Here is a 19,820-nt window from a genome sequence, read left to right on the forward strand (position 1 = left end):
CCGGTGTTACTCGTATCATTGGCACGACCGTGCCGGTTGGCGTCAAGCACCGCGATCTCAGCCATGATGCGCTGCGACGGTCTTGAGGGTGGAGAAGCCGTAGAGCGCCTCGAACCCCTTTTCGCGGCCATGGCCCGATTTACCGACCCCGCCAAAGGGCAGTTCGACCCCGCCGCCTGCGCCGTAGTTGTTGATGAAAATCTGGCCTGCCTGCAGCGCCTTGGCCAGCCGCATTTGCCGTGCGCCATTGGCGGTCCAAATGCTGGCGACAAGGCCGTAATCGGTACTGTTGGCGATGCTTACCGCCTCCTCCTCCGTCTCGAAGGGTATCAGCACCTGCACGGGGCCAAAGATTTCGTCGCGCGCCAGCATATGATCGGGCGGGACGTCGGCAAAGAGGGTGGGGCGCACATAGGCCCCGGTGTCTGGTGCGTTTTGCAAATGCCCTTGCGCGGCGATAGTCAGGTCAGCGCCTCGGGCAAGGAACCCGTCGACAATCTGTTTCTGCCGGATCGAGATCAGCGGGCCAACGCGCAGGTCGTCCATGGCCGGGCCGACCGTCAGCGCCTCGTAAGCGTCCGCCATGCGGTTGCGCGCCGCATCATAAGCGCCCCGCTGGACAAGGATGCGGGAGGAGGCCGAGCAGGTCTGGCCCGCGTTCTGTATCCCTGCGTTGACGAGGAAAGGGAGTGCAGCGTCGAGGTCCGCATCGTCAAACACCAGTTGCGGGGATTTGCCGCCCAGTTCCAGTGTCACCGGCACAACGTTGGCCCCCGCAGCCTGCTGCACCAGCGCGCCTGTGCGCACCGAGCCGGTGAAGCTGATGTGCTGGACGCCCGGATGTGCGGCCAGCGCCGCGCCCGCCTCGGCCCCCAAGCCCGGCACCACGTTCAGCGCGCCATCGGGCAGACCCGCTTCGCGCGCGATATGGGCAAAGGCGAGGGCGGTCAGGCAGGCCTCTTCCGCCGGTTTAAGGACACAGGCGTTGCCCATGGCCAGCGCGGCCCCAACGCTGCGCCCGATGATCTGCATCGGGTAGTTCCAGGGCACGATGTGCCCCGTCACCCCGTGCGGTTCGCGCAAGGTGTAGACAGTGTAGCCATCGAGATAGGGTATGGTTTCGCCCATCACCTTGTCGGCCGCACCGCCGTAGAATTCCATGTAGCGGGCGAGTGCCACGGCGTCAGCGCGTGCCTGGGTGAGGGGTTTGCCGACATCATGCGCCTCGAGCTCGGCCAACTCATCGACGCGCGCCAGCACGCGCCGCCCGATCTCGGTCAGGATGCGGCCCCGCTCGGTCGCGGTCAGTCTGCCCCAGTCACCGTCGCGCGCTGTGTGCGCGGCCTGCACGGCGGCGTCGATGTCACCTACCTGCCCGCGCGCGATGCGGGCGAGGGGGCTGCCATCGGACGGGTTGATCAGGGGCAGGGTGTCGCTGGCCGACTGCCACGTGCCGCCGATCAGCATGAGAGAGGGGTCGAACCAAAGGGCGTCTGTCATAGTGTGTCCCGGTAGGTGAAGGTGTAGCTGTGGCACTGATAAGGCGTCAGCGCCGGGCCGCGTGCAAGCCCCGTGATCCCCGGCACTGTTGCCAGCACCCGATCCCAGAACCGCGCCGTGCCCGGCAGCGCGCCCGCGACGCCGATGCGCCAGGGGCCGAGGTGCAGGGCGAGGCATTGCTGGACTGCTTGTTCTCCGATCCCGCGACTGCGCTGATCCGGCAGGATACAGAACTCGGAAATCTCGCGCTGCCCGCTGTCGCAGAGCCTGATGAGGGCAAAGCCGACCCTGTCCTGATCTGCGCAAATCACATGGGCAGAGCGGTTGGGATCGCTGAACCAGATGTCGAACCGATCCGCCGCGATGGGACCGATATCCGGTGCCAGCTCGGCAAAGTAGGGCGCGGCGACCCTGTGCAACCATGCCGCATCTGCGCGGGGCAGAGGGGCAAGCGTGACCTCCATCACGCCGCGCCCGGCAGGGTCGGGGCCGCGTCGATCAATTGGCGGGTATAGGGGTGCGCGGGTGCGGTGAACACGGTTTCGGTCGCGCCTTCCTCGACGATCCGCCCGTTTTGCATGACCAGCACGCGGTCGGTGATCGTGCGCACGACGCTGAGGTCATGGCTGATGAACAGGTAGGTGAGGTCGTATTGGCTGCACAGCTCGGCAATCAGGTCGAGGATTTGGGCGCGCACCGATACGTCCAAAGCACTGACGGCCTCGTCAAACACGATCAACTCGGGCCGGATGATCAGCGCGCGTGCGATGGCGAGCCGCTGGCGTTGCCCGCCCGAGAACTGGTGGGGATATTTCTGCGCGTCGTCCGGGGACAGGCCGACGGCGGTCAGCGCCTCTGCGATCCGCGCGTCCCGGTCGGTGGGTTGTGTTTCGAGCAGGTGGAACGGTTCGGTGATCAGCCGCGCGACGCGGTGGCGGGGGTTGAAGCTGCCGTATGGGTCCTGAAACACCACCTGCATCTTGCGCCGCACGGTGAGGTTGGGCCTACCTGCGCTGAACACCGGCGCGCCGTCGAGCGTGATTGATCCACCCTGCACCGGTTCGAGCCCCAGAATGGCGCGCGTCAGCGTGGACTTGCCGCAACCCGATTCCCCCACCAGCCCGATCCGTCCGCCGCGCGGGATGTCAAAGCTCACGTCATTCACTGCGCGGTGCGTGCCGGGGGCCGCAAACAGGCGCGTGCGGGGCAGGGTGTAGTCGCGCACCACGTTCTGAACGCGTAACAGCGGCGCTTGCCCCGCTGCTTCCGGCAGATCAACGCGGTGGGTGGAGGCGGCAAAAAGGGCGCGGGTATAGGGGTGCTGCGGGGCGGCAAGTAAGGCGGGGGTGTCCCCCGCCTCGACCACTTCACCCTGTCGCATGACGGTGATGCGATCCGCCATCTCGGCCACCACGGCCAGGTCATGGGTGATCATCATCAGCCCCATGCCATCCTCGGCCGCCAGCCGCTTCAGCAGGGCAAGGATTTGCGCCTGCGTGGTGACATCCAGCGCGGTTGTCGGCTCATCCGCGATCACCAGCTTGGGGCCGCAGGCGATGGCGATGGCGATCACCACGCGCTGGCGCTGGCCACCGGACAACTCGTGCGGGTAGCGCGACAGCGGGATATGTTCGAGGCCGACGCGGGCCAGCACTTCGGCGGCGCGCGCCTTGGGATCAATGTCGGGGCGGTGCAGTTGCACCGTCTCGGCCACCTGCGCGCCGATGGTCTGGACCGGGTTCAGCGCGGTCATGGGTTCCTGAAACACCATCCCCACCATGTCCCCGCGCAGCGCACAAAGCGCGGGTTCGGGCAGGGCTGTCACCTCGTGCCCATCCAGGGTCACCGTGCCCGTCACTTCTGCCCCGTCGGGCAGCAATTGCATCACGGCGAGCGCGGTCATCGATTTGCCCGACCCGCTTTCGCCCGTGATCGCCACAACCTCGCCCGCCGCGATCCGCAAACTGACATCGCGCAGGATGGGCGTGCCGTTGATGGCCAGCGACAGGTTTTCGATCTCAAGCAGGCTCATACCCGCGCCACCCGTAGCCGGGGGTCCAGCACGTCGCGCAAGCCGTCACCCAACAGGTTCAGCCCCAGCACGGTGAGGATGATGGCAAAGCCGGGCACCAGCGCCATGTGCGGCGCGATGCTGACCAGCGTTTGGGCATCCGCCAGCATGCGCCCCCAGCTTGGCGTCGGAGGCTGCGCGCCCAGGCCCACGTAAGACAGCGCTGCCTCTGCCAATATCCCCAGCGAGAACTGGATCGTGGCCTGCACGATCAGCAGGTTGGCGATGTTGGGCAGGATATGCTCGACACTGATGCGCGCCGCCCCCTTGCCCGACACCCGCGCGGCAAGGATGAACTCACGCGCCCAGAGGGGCAGGGCACCACCGCGCGTGACGCGGGCAAAGACGGGGATGTTGAAGATGCCGATGGCGATGATCGCATTCACCGCACCGGCGCCAAAGATGGCAGTGATCAAGATCGCGATGACGAGCGAAGGAAAGGCAAAGATCAGATCATTGCCCCGCATGATAACCTCATCCACCCAACCGCCCTGCCGCGCCGCAGCCCAAAGGCCAAGCGGCACACCCAGCCCCACGCCGATGCCCACAGCAACGACAGCCACGGCGATGGAAGTACGCGCGCCCACCATGATCATCGAAAACATGTCACGCCCGAAATGATCGGTGCCAAACCAATGCGCGGCGTTCGGGGTTTGCAGCTTGGCCTGGATGTTCATCGCCGTGTGCTCGAACGGGGTCCATGCAAAGGACATGAGCGCGGCAATCACCACCAGCATCGACAGCGCGCCGCCAAGGACCAGATTGCGGTTCATGTCCGCGCCCTCAGCCGGGGATCGACGGCGGCATAGGCCAGATCAACGGCAAAATTCACCACGATCACGGCAAAGACCAAAAGCATCGTCACACTTTCGACCACGATCAGGTCACGGGCCGAGATGGATTGAAAGATCAGCCGCCCAAGGCCGGGCAGATAGAACACCTGTTCGATGATGATCCCGCCGGCGAGCAGGAAGGAGAATTGCAGGCCCAGGATCGTCAGCACCGGGATCAACGCATTGCGCAAGCCGTGGCGGCGCAGGGCCTGTCCGCGCGTCAGCCCCTTGGCCCGCGCGGTGCGCATGAAATCCTCGCCAAGCACATCGAGGAGGGACGAGCGCATGACACGCGCAAGGATCGCCGCCTGGGGCAGGGCAAGCGCAATAGCGGGCAGGGTCAGCGACTTCATCGCCGCGAAAACTCCCTTGTCCCAGCCAGCAAACCCACCGGCACTGAACCAGCGCAGGTTGATGGCAAAGACCAGCACCAGCATCATCGCGAACCAGAAATTGGGGATGGCGATGCCAATCTGCGTGGCCCCCATGACGCCGACATCCCCCGGTTTGCCCCGGCGCGCAGCGGCGTAGATCCCGGCGGGAAAGGCGATCAGCGTGGACAGCGCCAGCGCATAAAGCGCCAGCGGCAGCGACACCCACAGGCGCTGCGCAATCATCTCGGACACCGGCGTGCGGTACTGGTAGGAGGTGCCGAAATCGCCCTGCACCATGCCCCCGACCCAGGCCAGATAGCGCTGCACCTTGCCCTGATCGAGCCCCAGTTCGGCGCGCAGCGCGGCCAATGTCTCGTCGGTGGCGTTGACCCCCAGCATCAGGGATGCCGGATCGCCCGGTGCCACCTCGATCACCGCAAAGATCACCAGCGACGCGATGGCGAGGCTGATGCACAAGGACACAAGGCGTTTGAGCGTGTAGCGCAGCATATCCCGCCGACGTTAGGCGGGCGGGTCGGGGCAGGCAAGCACGTCCGTGAGCGCCCCCACATCCTGCGCCAGGGCGGCCAGTGCGAGGCCGCGTATAGTGGCAAGGTAACAGTCCTGATCCCAGCCGCAGGTCTGGGTCAGGTTCTCCCACATGCGCACCGACAGGATCGTCCACAGCAGGTCGGTCGCCTGTTCGGGGTCGGTTAGCGGGGGCAGGGTGCCATCCTCTGCCAGTGCCTGCACGGCTGCCGCGCACCCCTCGCGCATGTCGGCCATGCGGGTGTCCCAGGCTGCTGCGGCCTCGGGGTCGGTGTCGACCACGGCCAAGATGGCCCGCGCCACGCCATAGATTTTGGGGATGTAATTGCCCCAGGCGGTGACAAAGGCGTCAAGCCGTTCCGTGCCCGAACGCGCAGAACGCGACGGTGCAAGCGCCCGGTCGATGTTGTTCTGGCCGTCCTGATAGCGGGTCGCCGCCACCAGCAGATCGGTGCGGCCGGGAAAGTGCAGGTACACGGCCTGACGGCTCACCCCCGTGGCGCGCGCGATGTCGGACATCGTGGGCAGCTTCGCCCCCGGGGTTTCCAGCAGCGCGAGGGTGGCTTGCAAAATTCTGGTCGGGGTATCGATTGAATCACTTGACATACTGTAAAGTAGCCTCTACTTGACAGGTTGTCAATTGACACAGTGTCAAGCACATCACAGCACAAGGAGACGTCACATGACCAAACATGTTTTCATCTGGGTGGCCCATCCCAAACCGGGGTCGCTGAATGCCGAACTGGCCGAACGCTATGCCAAGGGCGCGCGCGCCAAGGGGGCGGAGGTAAGGGTTATGCACCTGTCGGACATGACTACGGAACAGGGCTATGATGCCGATGCAGCGCTGTCGCCGGACGTGCAGGCATGGCAGGACAATGTCCGCTGGGCCGATCACGTCATGATCGTGCATCCCTACTGGTGGGGCGCGATGCCCGCGCAGGCCAAGGCGGTGCTGGATGCCGGCCTGCAACCGGGCTTTGCCTACAAATACCACGGGCGCGGGATCGGCTGGGACAAGCTGCTCGAGGGGCGCACAGGCGATGCGATCATCACCTCGGACACGCCGCCCTGGCTTGACACGCTGCTCTATCGCAGCCCGGGGCGGCGCGTGATGCGCAATCAGGTGATGAAGTTCGTAGGCGTCAAGCCGCGCAAGGTCGTGCAGCTGGGTTCGGTCAAGCTCGCCAAGCCGGAAAAGATCGACGGCTGGCTGAAACGGGCCGAGGCCATGGGCGCAGCGGCGGCATAACCCCTCGCCCTTGGCGCCGACACGGTTATGTATGGGGGCATGACCCGCCCCCTTTTCATCGGCTCCGAAATCTATCGCGGCTCGTCCTATGGCGGCTGGCACCCACTGCGGGTGCCACGCGTATCGACCGTGATGGACCTGTCCCGCGCCATGGGCTGGCTGCCCCCCGACCTGTTCGTGCCGAGCCCCCGGGTCAAGCCCGCCGCACTCCATATCTGGCACACACCCGACTACGTGGCCGCGCTGCACGCCGCCGAGGCGGCCCAGGCAGTCAGCGATCAGGTGCGTGACCGCCACGCACTTGGCACCCCCAACAACCCGATTTTCCCCGAGATGTATCGCCGCCCGGCCACGGCGGCGGGCGGGTCGCTGCTGGCCGGGGAATTACTGGCGCAGGGGGGCATCGTCTACCACCCAGCGGGGGGCACGCATCACGGCATGCCGGACCGCGCCGGGGGATTTTGCTACCTCAACGACCCCGTGCTGGCGATCCTGTCCCTGCGGCGCAACGGCGCGCCCCGGGTCGCTTATGTGGACATCGACGCGCACCACCCCGACGGGGTCGAGGTCGCCTTTGGCACCGACCCGGATGTGCTCATGATCTCGGTCCATGAGGATGGGCTGTGGCCGCGCACCGGCGCTTTGGGGGCGACGGATGATCTGGTGAACCTGCCCGTGCCGCGCGGGCTGAACGATGACGAGATGGCGCTGATCCGGGACGATGTCATCCTGCCGCGCGTCACGGCGTTCAAACCCGACGCCATCGTCCTGCAATGCGGCGCGGACGGGGTGGAAGAGGACCCGCAGGCGCATCTGTCCCTCTCCAATCAGGCGCATTGGGCCGTGGTGCGCGGCCTGATGGGCCTCGCCCCACGCCTGCTGGTGCTGGGCGGGGGTGGCTATAACCCGTGGTCGGTGGGGCGGCTCTGGACGGGCGTGTGGGGCACGCTCAACGGTTTTGAGGTGCCGGACAGGTTAAACCCGGAGGCCGAAACGGTGCTGCGCGCGCTGCGTTTTGACGGCAACCGCCGGGGCAAGAACCCACCCGCGCACTGGTTCACCACGCTGGCGGACACACCCCGCACCGGCACAATCCGGGACGCACTACGCTCGCAAATCCTCAACCTCTAAAGGCTTCTTCATCTTGCCAGATAAACTCCGGGGGTTCGGGGGCTGGCCCCCGTCCATCAGCCCGAATACTCGGCGTCACTCACCTGTTCGAGCCAGGTTGCCGCCGATCCGTCCTGCATCTCTTGCATCGCGATATGGGTCATCGCGGTGTCCGGCCCGGCCCCGTGCCAATGCTCGACATCTGCAGGTATCCAGACCGTGTCGCCCGCTGTGATGGCGCGCGGGGCCGCGCCGCGCACACAGACACGCCCCGCCCCGTGCGTCACGTGCAAGGTCTGGCCCAAGGGATGGGTGTGCCACGCGGTGCGCGCGCCGGGTTCAAAATGCACGCTCAGGGCGTGGAGGCGGGCGGGTGCCTCGGCCATGATGATCGGGTCCTGCCAGACAGTGCCGGTGAAGTAGTCCGGATTGGCGCGCTGGCTGGGGCGGGATCCTGCGGGGAATACCTGCATCTCAAATGTCCTTCTGTATGGCTTGAATGGCCAACCGGCCCTTCGGGGAGGATTTTTGGAACAGAGAAGCGGGGGACGTCATACGCCGCCCCCGCAGTAGTGCCTATTCAGCCCAGCTGACGCCCGTTAGGTCAGTCGCTTGTGTCGGCGCGTTGACCCACAGGCCCTGAACCTCGGCTTTGGCGACGGACAATTGCGCCAGTTGGAACAGGTAGCCGTTGACCGCATCTCCTGCGATGATCTCTTGTGCCTTGGCCATCAGGTTGGTGCGTGTGTCGGGGTCGGTGGTGGCGTTCAGCGTTGCCATCAGCTCCTGAAATGCCGGGTTGTCGTATTGGAAGTAGTAGTCGGAGTTCGCGTAGATCCCGATATCCATCGGTTCGGTGTGGCTGACGATGGTTAGCCCGAAATTCTTGCCCCGGAACACGGTTTCCAGCCACTGCGCCCATTCGACATTGATGATCTCGGCCTTGATCCCGACCTCGGCCAGTTGGGCGGCGATGATCTCGCCCCCGCGCCGGGCGTAGGAGGGGGCGGCAGGTGCAGCGTGGTCTCGAACCCTGTTTCCATGCCTGCCTCGGCCAGCAGGGCGCGGGCCTTGTCCGGGTCATAGGCCGAGCCACCGGTCAGGTCCACATAGGCCGGGTTGTGCGGTGCGAAATGGGTGCCGATGGGCGTGCCATAGCCGAACATGGCCCCATCGATGATCGCCTGACGGTCTATGGCATGGGCCACCGCCTGTCGAATGCGCGGATCGTCAAAGGGCGGCTGTTTGTTGTTGGTGGACAGGATCGTTTCGCCCTCGGTCGAGCCAACCAGCACCTGAAAGCGCGGATCGGCATCGAATTGGGGCAGGTTTTCCGGCGCGGGGAAGCCGGTGAACACGTCCACATCCTCGGCCATCATCGCGGCAAAGGCGGCTGTCGGGTCCGAGATGAATTTGAACGTTGCCTCGCTCAGCGCCGGGGCGTCACCCCAATAGCCGTCATATTGGCTGATCTGGATGCTGTCGCCCTGCGTCCAGCTGTCGAATTTGAAGGGGCCAGTGCCGATGGGCTGCTGCTTGATCGTCTCGATGCTCTCGGGTGCGACGATCACCGCGTCCCCCCAGGCGAGGTTGAACAGCATGTTGCCGTTCGGCTCGGACAGGGTCAGGCGCACGGTCTGGGGGTCGACCACCTCAACAGCGCTGATCGCGGTATAAAGGGCCTTTTGCGCGTTTGCACTGTCCTCGGCCAGAATGCGATCTAGCGTGAATTTCACGTCTTCGGCGTCCATCGTGGTGCCGTCATGAAAGGTGACGCCAATGCGCAATGTGAACGTATAGGTCAGCCCGTCCTCCGAGATTTCCCAGCTTTCCGCCAGCCCCGGCACAACCGAGCCATCGCCCATGAAGCGGGTCAGCCCCTCGAACACATTGGAATAGAGAACCGAGTCGATGGCCCCTGCCGCCGCCGAGGTCGGATCAAGGTGCGGCGGCTCGAGCTGCATGGCCACGGTGATGTCGGTCTTGGCCCAGGCCCCGGTCGCCGCAAGGGCGATGGCCGTCGTGGTCATCATCAGTCGTTTGAACATGGCAGTCTCCCATCTGTACGATTTGTTCCCAGCTTTCCCGTAAACGCTGCGTCGCGCAAGCCCGCGTTGGGTTTTGGGCTGTGGCGCGCACGCGTGACGCCTGCTATGCCGCCATGCAGAAAGATCAGCGAAAGGCCCCGCCATGAGCGCCACAGCCCGCAAAACCGCACCTTTGCCCGACGACATCCGGTCGATGAAAGGGGGCACGCCCATTGTCAGCCTGACGGCCTACACCACGCCCATGGCCCAAATGATGGACGCCCATTGCGACTTTGTCCTTGTGGGCGACAGCGTGGGCATGGTGCTGCATGGCCTGCCGTCGACCCTGGGTGTGACCATGGACATGATGGAGATGCACGGAAAGGCCGTCGCGCGCGGGCTGTCATCGGCCATGATGGTGATCGACATGCCCTTTGGCAGCTATGAAGAAGGGCGCGCGCAGGCGTTCCGCAACGCCGCCCGGCTGATGGCGGAAACCGGCGCGGGCGCGGTCAAGCTGGAAGGCGGTGTGGCCATGGCGGACACGATCGCATTTCTGGTGGCGCGCGGCATTCCGGTGATGGCCCATGTCGGGCTGACGCCCCAATCCATCAACACGCTTGGTGGCTACAAGGTGCAGGGGCGCGGTGACGCAGCGGCTGCGCTGATTGCAGATGCCAAGGCTGTGGCAGACGCCGGGGCCTTTGCCGTCGTGCTGGAAAAGGTGCCCGAGCGGTTGGCCGATGACATCACGACAGCCATCGACATCCCCACCATCGGCATTGGCGCATCCGCCGGGTGCGATGGTCAGATCCTTGTTGTGGACGACATGCTGGGGCTGTTCACCGCCTTCAAGGCCAAGTTCGTGAAACGCTATGCAGAGCTGGGCAAGGATGGCGAAGCGGCCATTGCCGCCTATGCCGAGGATGTGCGCGCGCGTCGCTTTCCGGGCGCCGAACACGTCTTTGCGGACACCGCCCCAAAGGGCAAGACATGACCGCGCCCATCCTGCGCACCCTAGCCGAGTTGCGCGAGATGACACGCGGCTGGCACCGCGCGGGCGAAACCATCGGTGTGGTCCCGACCATGGGCGCGCTGCATGACGGGCATCTCAGCCTCGTGGCGCGGGCCAAGGAACTGTCGGACAGGGTGATCGTCACGATCTTTGTGAACCCCAAGCAGTTCAACAATGCGCAAGACCTTGAGAACTATCCGCGCACCGAACACGAGGACGCGCGCAAGCTGGAACGCTTTGCCGTTGATGCGATCTATGTCCCGGACGGGGCGCAAATGTATCCTGACGGGTTCGCCACGAATATCAGTGTCGCCGGTCTGACCAACGTGTTGTGTGGCGCCCATCGCGCAGGGCATTTCGACGGCGTGGCCACGGTGGTGACCAAGCTGTTCACCCAGACCTCGGCCGATCTGGCCTTTTTTGGCGAGAAGGATTTTCAGCAGTTGCAGGTGGTGCGGCGGCTGGCCCGCGATCTGGACTTGGGGGTCGAGGTGGTGGGCTGCCCGACGATCCGCGAAATGGACGGGCTGGCGATGTCCTCGCGCAACCTCTTGTTGTCGGATCAGGCGCGCAGCCGCGCGTCGGCGCTGAATGATGTGATGGAGGATATGGCCGAAGCGTTGGGGCAGGGGGCGTCGATGGGCGATCTGTTGCCAGATGCCACGGCTCGGCTGGCTACGGCCGGGTTCAGCGACATCGACTATCTTGAGATGCGCACAAACGACACGCTGCGCCTCATCGAAACAGCGTCCGAACCCGCACGCCTGTTTGCGGCGGCGTACATGGCGGGTGTGCGGCTGATCGACAACATTGATGTGCCGGTTGTGCGGTAGCCGGACATCGTGTCGATGTCCTGCCGGTCTCTGTGTCAGAGACCGCTACGCCTTGGGCAATAGCAGCGTTTCGAGAGCCTGGCCCATCACCTTGGCACTGTCGAGCATATCCGTGATGCCGATCCATTCATCCGGTTTGTGCGCCAGTTCCAGCTCGCCCGGACCGTATGCGATGCAATTGCGCAGCTTGCCGATCCGGTCGATATGTTTCTGGTCATACGACCCGGGCGAAGCGACATAGGTCGGGGCGACCCCCAGCACGCTTTCGATGGCGGCATGCACCGTCTCGACCACGGGCGCGGTTTTGTCGGTCATCGAGGGCAGCACCACGTTCAACTCGCGCATCTCATAATCGAACCGGTCGCGGGACGCTTTGAGCCCTTCCAGCAGATCGACCACTTCGCGGCGCACCTGCGCGACGTTTTCCTCAACCAGAAAACGCCGGTCGATCACGATGCGGCAGCTGTCGGGCACGCAATGGGCTGGCAGACCGTCGTAATCCGCGCCCTGTTCCGGCTGGCCCCCGTGGATCGAATTGATGTTCATCGTCGATTGCCGCGCCCCTTCGGGCACCACGGGCATGTCGGTATGACGCGAGGCCATGGCCGGGAAAAGATCACTTTCGAACTTGTCCAGCACCGCCCCCATGTGGCGCACGGCGCAATCCCCCAGAAACGGCATCGAGCCATGGGCTATCTCTCCCTTCGTCTCGATCTCGGCCCACCAGCCGCCGCGATGGCCCAGGCAGATGCGATCCTTGTTCAGAGGTTCCGGGATGATGACATGCTGCACACGCTCGGGCGCAAACAGCCCCATCTCGGCAAGGTAAGCGACCCCGCCATATCCACCGGATTCCTCGTCCGCCGTGGCGCTGATTTCAATGGCACCGGCAAAGTCGGGGTGTTCCTCGATAAACGCTTCGGCCGCGATGATCGAGGCAGCAAGGCCCCCCTTCATGTCGCAAGCACCGCGCCCATAGATCCGGTCGCCCTCGATCTCGGCCCCGAACGGGTCGCGCGTCCAGCCATGGCCCACCTCGACCACATCGTGATGGCTGTTGAAATGCACACACTCGCCCGCGATCGTCCCCTCGCGCCGCGCCACCACGTTCCAGCGCGGATAGGTGTCGCTGTCGCCCGGCGTGCCAACCGCTCGGATCATCTGTGTGTCGAACCCGTGCGCTTTCAGCCGCGTCTCAACCAGCGCGCACACATCGTGATAGTGCCGCCCCGGTGGATTGAGGGTCGGGATGCGGATCAGATCACGGGTCAAGGTGATCAGGTCATCACGTTTGGTGTCAATGCGTGTGGAAAGCGTCATGGGTTGAGTGTTGGACGCAGCGCCCTGAATGGCAAGGGGCCGCGTGGATCATCCCGACCCTCCGGGGGGCATATTTGCCAGAACAATGAAGGGTCAGAGTTTGCCGAGCGGCACCTTGAGCGCCATGTCGCCCGCATCGTCGCGCGGGATTTCACCGGCGCGCATGTTGACCTGCAGGGCCGGGATGATGAGGCTGGGCATGGCAAGTTGCGCGTCGCGTTCTGTGCGGAACTTGATGAAGTCCTCGCGGGTCTTGCCCCCGCCCACATGGATGTTCTTTTCCCGCTCTTCCGCAACGGTCGTTTCCCAGGCAATCGCGCGCCCGCCGGGCCCGTAATCGTGACAGATGAACAGGCGCATTGCATCCGGCAGGGACAGCACCCGCATGATGCTGTCGTAAAGCTCGCCCGCATCCCCGCCCGGGAAATCCGCGCGGGCCGACCCGCCATCCGGCATGAACAGCGTATCCCCGACAAAGGCCGCATCGCCCATCACATGCACCATGCAGGCGGGCGTATGGCCCGGCGTGTGCAGGGCAAAGCAGGTCATTGCCCCGACCTGGTAGGTGTCCCCGTCCTGGAACAGGGCGTCGAATTGCGAACCGTCGCGCTGGAACTCGGTACCTTCGTTGAACACCTTGCCGAATGTGTCTTGCACCTCTGTGATCTTGGCGCCGATCCCGATCTTGCCGCCAAGCGCCTGCTGGATATAGGGCGCGCCCGACAGGTGGTCAGCATGCACATGGGTTTCAATGATCCAGTCGAGGCGCAGATCATTGGCGCGGATATGCGCGATCATCTCGTCCGCCCCGTCAAAGTTCAGCGCACCGGCGGCATAGTCGATGTCCATCACCGCATCGATCACCGCACAGCCCGCACCGTCCGGTTCCTGCACCACGTAGGAAATCGTGTTGGACCGTTTGTCAAAGAACGGTGTGACGATGGGGGTCTGTTCCATATTCGGTGTCATGCCTTGTCCTCCTTCTCTACCGGTCCGCCCTGCGCCTCCCAGGTGGAAAACCCTTCGCGCAGATGGGCCGCGTCAAATCCCATGTCCTGTAATGTGGCCACGCTCAGCGCCGATCGCCAGCCCGAAGCGCAGTGAAACAGGTAGGTCTTGTCCGCTTGCCCGAACACCTCTTTGAAATAGGGGCTGTCTGGGTCGACCCAAAACTCGATCATGCCGCGCGGCGCGTGGACCGATCCCGGGATATAGCCGCTGCGCTGGCGTTCGCGGATGTCACGGATATCGACAATGACGACTGAGGGGTCATCGACCATCGCAATGGCGTCGGCTGTCTCGACTTCCTTGATCCGCGCGCGGGCGCTGGCCACCATCTCTGCCGCCGTGGTCTTGAGTGCCATGCGCATCCTCCTCAATTCAGGTCCGGGTGGATAGTGTCAGCGCAGGCCGTGCCGGACAAGCGATATGAAAAGGCGATAAGGCTGGTTATGTGAAATATCCGCCGATGACGGACGATCTGCATTACGAGATCGCGGTGGCGATCAGCCCGCGCGCCTAGACGGCTTGTGTCGCCTTGATCGCGCGCTGCCAGCGCCCATAGGCCCCATCGCGCGCCTCCTCGGACATCGCTGGGTCAAACCGCGCATCGCGTGCCCATGTGGCGGCAAAGCCGTCCATGTCCGGATAGATCCCGGCGCGCATCCCCGCCAGCCATGCGGCCCCCAGCGCCGTCGTCTCCAACCCCTCGGGCCGGTCCACGGGCGCGCCCAGCATGTCCGACAGGAACTGCATCGCCCAGTCATTTGCGCTGAGGCCCCCATCGACGCGTAGTACGGCGTCGCCGCCATCCGGCCAATCGGCGCGCATCGCTTCCCACAGATCGCGGGTCTGAAAGCCGATGCTTTCCAGCGCGGCACGCGCCATGTCAGCCGCATTCGTGTCGCGCGTCAGACCATAGACCGCGCCGCGACAATCCGGGTTCCAATAGGGCGCGCCAAGGCCCGTGAATGCAGGCACCAGGGTCACGTCACCCCGTCCCTGTTCGGCCAGCGCCTGCGTTTCCTTCGCCGTTGCAATGATGCCCAAGCCATCGCGCAGCCACTGCACCACAGCACCCGCAATGAAAATCGAGCCCTCGAGCGCATAGGTCGGTTTGCCATCCAGCTGATAGGCCACAGTGGTCAACAACCGGTTGTTCGACGTCACCGGCGCGTCGCCTGTGTTGAGCAAGGCAAAACACCCCGTGCCGTAGGTCGATTTCAGCATGCCCGGCTGGAAACAGGCCTGCCCGATGGTTGCGGCCTGCTGATCGCCCGCCACCCCGTAAATCGGGGTCTCGCCGCCCAACAGGTCCGTGACGCCAAAGTCCGAGGCGCAATCGCGCACCTCGGGCAGCATCTCCATGGGGATGTCGAGCATCGCGCACATCTCGGGGCTCCACTGCCCCTTGTGGATGTCATATAGCATCGTGCGCGCAGCGTTGGTTGCATCCGTCACATGGGCGCTGCGGCCCGTCATGTGCCAGATCAGATAGCTGTCGACCGTGCCGAACAGCAGCTTGCCCGCATGCGCCCGGTCGCGCGATCCGTCGTTCTGATCAAGGATCCACTTCACCTTGGTGGCCGAGAAATAGGGGTCGAGCAGCAGCCCGGTGATCGCGGTCACCAGATCGCCATGACCGGCAGCGCGCAGCCCCTCGCACATCTCGGCTGTCCGGCGATCCTGCCAGACGATGGCGTTGTGCAGCGGTGCGCCGGTTTCGGCATCCCAGATCACGGTGGTTTCGCGCTGGTTGGTGATGCCGATGGCCGCGATGTCGCGCGCGCCCAGTCCCGTCTCCTCCATCACCGCCTTGCATGTAGACCGCACAGTGGCCAGCAGATCGGCGGGTTCATGTTCCACCCAGCCGCTGGCGGGAAAGTGCTGCGTGAACTCTTCCTGCGCCGAGGCAATCGGTTTCATGTCGCCGTCAAAGACAATCGCGCGGGACGATGTCGTGCCCTGATCAATGGCAAGAATATGGGTCATGCGGCGTTTTCCTTCATCCAAGTATCGACGGCGGCGCGCTGATCCGCGCTCAGGCGCAGACCCAGCTTGGTCCGCCGCCACAGCGCATCGTCACCCGCCACCGCATATTCGCGCGCCATCATCCAGCGCAGTTCGGCACCGGTCAATGTCGCACCGAAATCGGGGCCCAGATCTTCGGCCGTCTTGGCCGCGCCCAGCACTTCCCAGGCTTCGGTCCCGTATGCCCGGATCAGGCGGGCGGCCCATTTTTCATCGAGGAAAGGATAGTCGCTGGCCAGCTTGGCTCGCAGTTTCGGCACATCGGCCACTGCAAAATCGCCACCGGGCAGCGCAACGCCTGCCGTCCATGCCTCGCCCAGCCCCATCTTGGCCAGTGCCTGTTCGGCCAGCTTGCGATAGGTGGTGATCTTGCCACCAAACACGCTCAGCACCGGCGGGCCGTTTTCATCCAGTGCGAGTACATAGTCGCGCGTCGCCGCCGTGGCCGAGGATGCGCCATCGTCATAAAGCGGGCGCACCCCGGAATAGGTCCACACCACATCTTCCGGCGTGACGGGCTTTTCGAAATACTCGGTGGCAAAGGCACAGAGGTAATCGCGCTCGGCATCCGAAATCGCGGGCTTTGTGTCCGGGTCCGTATGGTCCGCATCCGTGGTGCCGATCAGGGTGAAATCCTGCTCGTACGGGATGGCAAAGATGATGCGCCCATCGGTGCCCTGGAAAAAATACGCCTTGTCATGATCGTACAGCCGCTTGGTCACGACATGGCTGCCGCGCACAAGGCGGATATTGTGCTGCGAGTTCTGGCGCATCACGCCGGTCAGGATGTCGGCCACCCACGGGCCGCCTGCATTCACCAGCGCCTTGGCCCGGAACGTGCCTTTGTCGGTCTCAATCCGCCAGGTTTCGCCGTCACGCGTCGCTTCCTTAACCGGGCAGCGGGTCAGGATCGTGGCGCCCCGCGCTTCGGCATCGCGGGCATTCAGCATGACCAGCCGCGCATCCTCGACCCAGCAGTCACTATATTCATAGGCCATCTTGAACCGTGATTTCAGGCCCTTGCCCTCGGGTGCGGTGGTCAGGTCCAGCGTCTTGGTGCCTGGCAAAATCTCGCGCCCGCCCAGATTGTCGTAAAGGAACAGACCCAACCGGACGAGCCACGCAGGCCGCCGCCCCTTTTCGATCCAGGGCATCACCATCCGCAACAGGCGCGACGTCGGCGTGTCAGAATCAAAGCGCATGTCGGGCGCATAGGGCAGCACAAAGCGCATCGGCCAACTGATATGCGGCATTGCCTTCAGCAGCACTTCACGCTCTTTCAGCGCGGATTTGACCAGACCGAATTCGAAAAACTCGAGATAGCGCAACCCGCCATGAAACAGCTTGGTCGAGGCCGAAGACGTCGCCCCGCCCAGATCGCCCGCCTCGGCCAGACCCACGGACAGGCCCCGCCCGGCTGCGTCACGGGCAATTCCGGTGCCATTGATGCCACCGCCGATAATAAACAAATCAAAGACTTTTTCGTCCGTCACACCCGCGTCCTCCGGCTGAGTTACGAACATCTCTTAAAACCTTAGTACGTTTGCTTCAATCGTTAGCGTTAACGCTGCGGCGTGATGTCCTTGAAGCCAAGTAACATAGCCGCCCCAATCATCAAGCCCCCACAGATGCGGTTGATCCATGCAAAAGACAGGCGCGCAAGCCGCGCCGCCACCCGGTCCCCGGCCCAGCCCCACAGCACCAGCGTCGCCCCGTCCACCGCCAGATAGGTCGCGCCAAGGATCAATAGCTGCGGCAAGACGGGCGCGTCCGGTGTAATGAACTGCGGGAACAGCGCGGCAAAGAACACGACCGCAAAGGGGTTGGTCATCGAGGTGACAAAGCCGAGGCGAAACAGGCGCGCAGGTCGGGCAGAACGCGCAGCGGCCCCTGCCCCAGCACCTTCGCGCGACAGCATCATGCGCACACCGATCCAGACAAGGTAAGCGACGCCCAGCCACTTGATCCAGCCAAACGCGGTTGCAGAGGTCGCGATGATCGCCGCCAGACCAAAGGCCGCGGCGGTCATCTGGATCACATTGGCGCTCAGATCCCCGGCAATCACCCACAGGCTGTGGCGCAGCCCGTGTTTCATCGCGTTCGAGACGATCAGCAACTGGCTGGTGTCAGGGGGCGTGGCGAAAAAGACGGCGACCGCCGCAAGGTAGAGCAGATAGGTCTCTGCGCTCACACCCGCGCGGCCTGCGCCAGATCAGCGCCAAAGATCGTATCGGCATGGTCGGCCAGATAGATCCGCAGCCACGGGGTGAACCGGTCCGGATGGCGTTTCACCGTGGCCATCAGGTCGTGATAATCGACCCACTCCACCGCCATCACCTCATCGGGGTTGGGCACCACTTTAAGATCGGCAGGCGCGCGGCCCAGGTAAACCTCGACCACCTCGTGCTCAATCAGCCCCCCGCCCACATCGGCGCGGTATTCCAGGTGGTGACGGTGCTCCAGCGCAAGGCCCGTAACGCCAACCTCTTCCTCCAGCCGACGCACTGCGCAGACCGAAGGCGGTTCGTCCCAATCAGGATGGGTGCAGCAGGTGTTCGCCCACAGACCCGGCGTGTGATACTTGCCCATCGCGCGCTGCTGCAACAGCACCTCGGTGCCCCGGATGACAAAGACGGACACCGCCTTGTGCTTGAGGCCCTTCTGATGCGCCTCCAGCTTTTCGACCGGAACAAGGGTGCCATCGACCCAGGCGGGGATCATGATGCTCATACGTGGTTCGCCTTCACCAGACCCGTCAGGTGGGCCAGATTCTTGATGCCGATCTTGATATGCGCCATGGGGCGCGCGGCGACCAGCTTCTTGTTCATATACGCCTCAAAGGTCAAACGCTGCACGTCAATGTCATGGCACAGCGAAACGAACCGTTCGCGCCGGTCGTCGCTGCGGTAATAGGCGTTCTGCATCGAGGCAAGCACCCGGAATACCGTCTTGTGCTCGCGCATGAACAGTTTGCGCGCCAGTTTCAAATCCTTCACCCGGCCCGAGGCGAGCGTCGCCGCACAGGCCGTCGCCGCCACACGGCCCCCGACCATCGCGTAATAGATGCCCTCGCCCGAGGATGGGGCCACAACCCCCGCCGCATCTCCGGCCAGCACCACATCCTTGCCATTGTCCCAGCAATCGAGCGGCTTCAGCGGAATGGGCGCGCCTTCCTTGCGCAGGGTCTCGCAGTGGTCGAGGCCGCTCGCCACACGCAAGGCAGCCGTCGCCTCCTTGAGGTTCACCGATGACAGCTCGGACCCCATGCCGACACTGGCGCTGTCCCCATGGGGAAACACCCAGCCGTAAAAATCCGGTGAAATCGCGCCATCATAGATCACGTCACAGCGTACCGGGTCATAGACTTCGGTCTTGGGCGGCGCCTTGATGATCTCGTGATACGCAAACACCAGCGGCACCTTGTCCGCATCCTTCACCTCGGCCAGACCCACACGCGATTTTGCGCCATCGGCCCCGATCACCAGCTTGCAGGGCAGTTCCTTGTAGTCCTGCGTGGCCTTGTCGCGATAGATGACGACGGGTGTGCCTTCGGGCCGTTCGATCCGCACGAAGGTGCCGGTGAAATACTCCGCCCCCGCCTCTGCCGCGCGGGCGCGCAGGAACGGGTCAAAATCCTTGCGATCCACCATGCCGACATAGCCATTCTCGATCGGGATATCGACATGCCGCCCCGTAGGCGAAATCATGCGGGCGGTCGTGACCTTGGTCAGCAGCTGCTCTTCCCCGATGTGGAAATCCTGCATCAGGCGCGGCGGAATGGCCCCGCCACAAGGCTTGATCCGCCCCTCGCGATCCAAGAGCGCCACAGAATGGCCCGAGCGCACCAGATCCTCGGCAGCAGTGGCACCGGACGGCCCACCGCCCACAACAACAACGTCATACATC

At 64.2% G+C, this 19,820-nt stretch carries 19 protein-coding genes and 1 pseudogene; 4 read left to right on the forward strand and 16 right to left on the reverse strand.

Features of this window, described 5'->3' with window-relative positions:
• Positions 1–57: 57 nt before the first annotated feature.
• Genes ACMHLQ_RS00400 through ACMHLQ_RS00425 form a run of 6 tightly spaced genes read right to left on the reverse strand, consistent with a single transcriptional unit; the run spans position 58 to position 5,933 of the window.
• Positions 58–1,500 carry an aldehyde dehydrogenase family protein gene (locus ACMHLQ_RS00400; RefSeq protein WP_415400697.1) on the reverse strand — a complete coding sequence of 481 codons (1,443 nt, stop codon included), beginning with the start codon at positions 1,498–1,500 and terminating at the stop codon, positions 58–60.
• A complete protein-coding gene (locus tag ACMHLQ_RS00405; RefSeq protein ID WP_415400698.1) occupies positions 1,497–1,964 on the reverse strand; it encodes a GNAT family N-acetyltransferase in 468 nt (155 codons plus the stop codon). The genes ACMHLQ_RS00400 and ACMHLQ_RS00405 overlap by 4 nt, the downstream gene beginning before the upstream one ends.
• Positions 1,964–3,532 (reverse strand): ABC transporter ATP-binding protein, encoded by a 1,569-nt coding sequence (locus ACMHLQ_RS00410; RefSeq protein WP_415400699.1) that lies wholly within the window; start codon positions 3,530–3,532, stop codon positions 1,964–1,966. The genes ACMHLQ_RS00405 and ACMHLQ_RS00410 overlap by 1 nt, the downstream gene beginning before the upstream one ends.
• The gene (locus ACMHLQ_RS00415) at positions 3,529–4,344 is read right to left on the reverse strand and encodes an ABC transporter permease (RefSeq protein ID WP_415400700.1); all 816 of its coding nucleotides are present in this window, start codon (positions 4,342–4,344) and stop codon (positions 3,529–3,531) included. Before ACMHLQ_RS00415 ends, ACMHLQ_RS00410 begins: the two co-directional genes overlap by 4 nt.
• The gene (locus ACMHLQ_RS00420) at positions 4,341–5,288 is read right to left on the reverse strand and encodes an ABC transporter permease (RefSeq protein ID WP_415400702.1); all 948 of its coding nucleotides are present in this window, start codon (positions 5,286–5,288) and stop codon (positions 4,341–4,343) included. Before ACMHLQ_RS00420 ends, ACMHLQ_RS00415 begins: the two co-directional genes overlap by 4 nt.
• Before the next feature lie 12 nt (positions 5,289–5,300).
• Positions 5,301–5,933: a TetR/AcrR family transcriptional regulator gene (locus ACMHLQ_RS00425; RefSeq protein ID WP_415400703.1), complete on the reverse strand. Its 633-nt coding sequence runs from the start codon at positions 5,931–5,933 to the stop codon at positions 5,301–5,303.
• A gap of 76 nt (positions 5,934–6,009) precedes the next feature.
• Between ACMHLQ_RS00425 and ACMHLQ_RS00430 the strand changes: the two genes are divergently transcribed.
• Both ACMHLQ_RS00430 and ACMHLQ_RS00435 read left to right on the forward strand, forming a co-directional pair.
• Entirely contained in the window at positions 6,010–6,579 is a 570-nt protein-coding gene (locus ACMHLQ_RS00430) for an NAD(P)H-dependent oxidoreductase (RefSeq protein WP_415400704.1), read from the forward strand.
• Positions 6,580–6,618: 39 nt separating this feature from the next.
• The gene (locus tag ACMHLQ_RS00435; RefSeq protein ID WP_415400705.1) at positions 6,619–7,710 is read left to right on the forward strand and encodes an acetoin utilization protein AcuC; all 1,092 of its coding nucleotides are present in this window, start codon (positions 6,619–6,621) and stop codon (positions 7,708–7,710) included.
• Between the two features lie 56 nt (positions 7,711–7,766).
• Here ACMHLQ_RS00435 and ACMHLQ_RS00440 read toward each other — a convergent pair whose 3' ends face one another.
• Positions 7,767–8,162, reverse strand: coding sequence for a cupin domain-containing protein (locus ACMHLQ_RS00440; protein WP_415400706.1), 396 nt, complete (start codon positions 8,160–8,162; stop codon positions 7,767–7,769).
• Positions 8,163–8,265: 103 nt separating this feature from the next.
• Positions 8,266–9,722, reverse strand: a pseudogene (locus ACMHLQ_RS00445) (ABC transporter substrate-binding protein).
• A gap of 157 nt (positions 9,723–9,879) precedes the next feature.
• Here ACMHLQ_RS00445 and panB point away from each other — a divergent pair.
• Positions 9,880–10,713, forward strand: a complete 834-nt coding sequence (gene panB, locus ACMHLQ_RS00450) for a 3-methyl-2-oxobutanoate hydroxymethyltransferase (protein ID WP_415400707.1) — start codon at positions 9,880–9,882, stop codon at positions 10,711–10,713.
• Positions 10,710–11,564, forward strand: a complete 855-nt coding sequence (gene panC, locus ACMHLQ_RS00455) for a pantoate--beta-alanine ligase (protein ID WP_415400709.1) — start codon at positions 10,710–10,712, stop codon at positions 11,562–11,564. Before panB ends, panC begins: the two co-directional genes overlap by 4 nt.
• Before the next feature lie 45 nt (positions 11,565–11,609).
• Here panC and ACMHLQ_RS00460 read toward each other — a convergent pair whose 3' ends face one another.
• From ACMHLQ_RS00460 to ACMHLQ_RS00495, 8 genes are all read right to left on the reverse strand, one after another.
• Positions 11,610–12,884: an acetylornithine deacetylase/succinyl-diaminopimelate desuccinylase family protein gene (locus tag ACMHLQ_RS00460; protein ID WP_415400710.1), complete on the reverse strand. Its 1,275-nt coding sequence runs from the start codon at positions 12,882–12,884 to the stop codon at positions 11,610–11,612.
• A 93-nt stretch (positions 12,885–12,977) separates the two neighbouring features.
• Positions 12,978–13,853, reverse strand: a complete 876-nt coding sequence (locus tag ACMHLQ_RS00465) for an MBL fold metallo-hydrolase (RefSeq protein WP_415400711.1) — start codon at positions 13,851–13,853, stop codon at positions 12,978–12,980.
• Positions 13,850–14,248 carry a rhodanese-like domain-containing protein gene (locus ACMHLQ_RS00470; RefSeq protein ID WP_415400712.1) on the reverse strand — a complete coding sequence of 133 codons (399 nt, stop codon included), beginning with the start codon at positions 14,246–14,248 and terminating at the stop codon, positions 13,850–13,852. Before ACMHLQ_RS00470 ends, ACMHLQ_RS00465 begins: the two co-directional genes overlap by 4 nt.
• Positions 14,249–14,402: 154 nt before the next feature.
• Positions 14,403–15,875, reverse strand: coding sequence for a glycerol kinase GlpK (gene glpK / locus ACMHLQ_RS00475; protein ID WP_415400713.1), 1,473 nt, complete (start codon positions 15,873–15,875; stop codon positions 14,403–14,405).
• Entirely contained in the window at positions 15,872–17,437 is a 1,566-nt protein-coding gene (gene glpD, locus ACMHLQ_RS00480; RefSeq protein ID WP_415400715.1) for a glycerol-3-phosphate dehydrogenase, read from the reverse strand. Before glpD ends, glpK begins: the two co-directional genes overlap by 4 nt.
• A 38-nt stretch (positions 17,438–17,475) precedes the next feature.
• Entirely contained in the window at positions 17,476–18,105 is a 630-nt protein-coding gene (locus ACMHLQ_RS00485; protein ID WP_415400716.1) for a LysE family translocator, read from the reverse strand.
• Positions 18,102–18,644, reverse strand: a complete 543-nt coding sequence (gene idi / locus ACMHLQ_RS00490; RefSeq protein WP_415400717.1) for an isopentenyl-diphosphate delta-isomerase — start codon at positions 18,642–18,644, stop codon at positions 18,102–18,104. Before idi ends, ACMHLQ_RS00485 begins: the two co-directional genes overlap by 4 nt.
• Positions 18,641–19,819 carry a geranylgeranyl diphosphate reductase gene (locus tag ACMHLQ_RS00495; RefSeq protein ID WP_415400719.1) on the reverse strand — a complete coding sequence of 393 codons (1,179 nt, stop codon included), beginning with the start codon at positions 19,817–19,819 and terminating at the stop codon, positions 18,641–18,643. The genes idi and ACMHLQ_RS00495 overlap by 4 nt, the downstream gene beginning before the upstream one ends.
• Position 19,820: the final 1 nt, after the last annotated feature.

Source organism: Tateyamaria algicola, assembly GCF_047715485.1.
Classification (GTDB): domain Bacteria; phylum Pseudomonadota; class Alphaproteobacteria; order Rhodobacterales; family Rhodobacteraceae; genus Tateyamaria.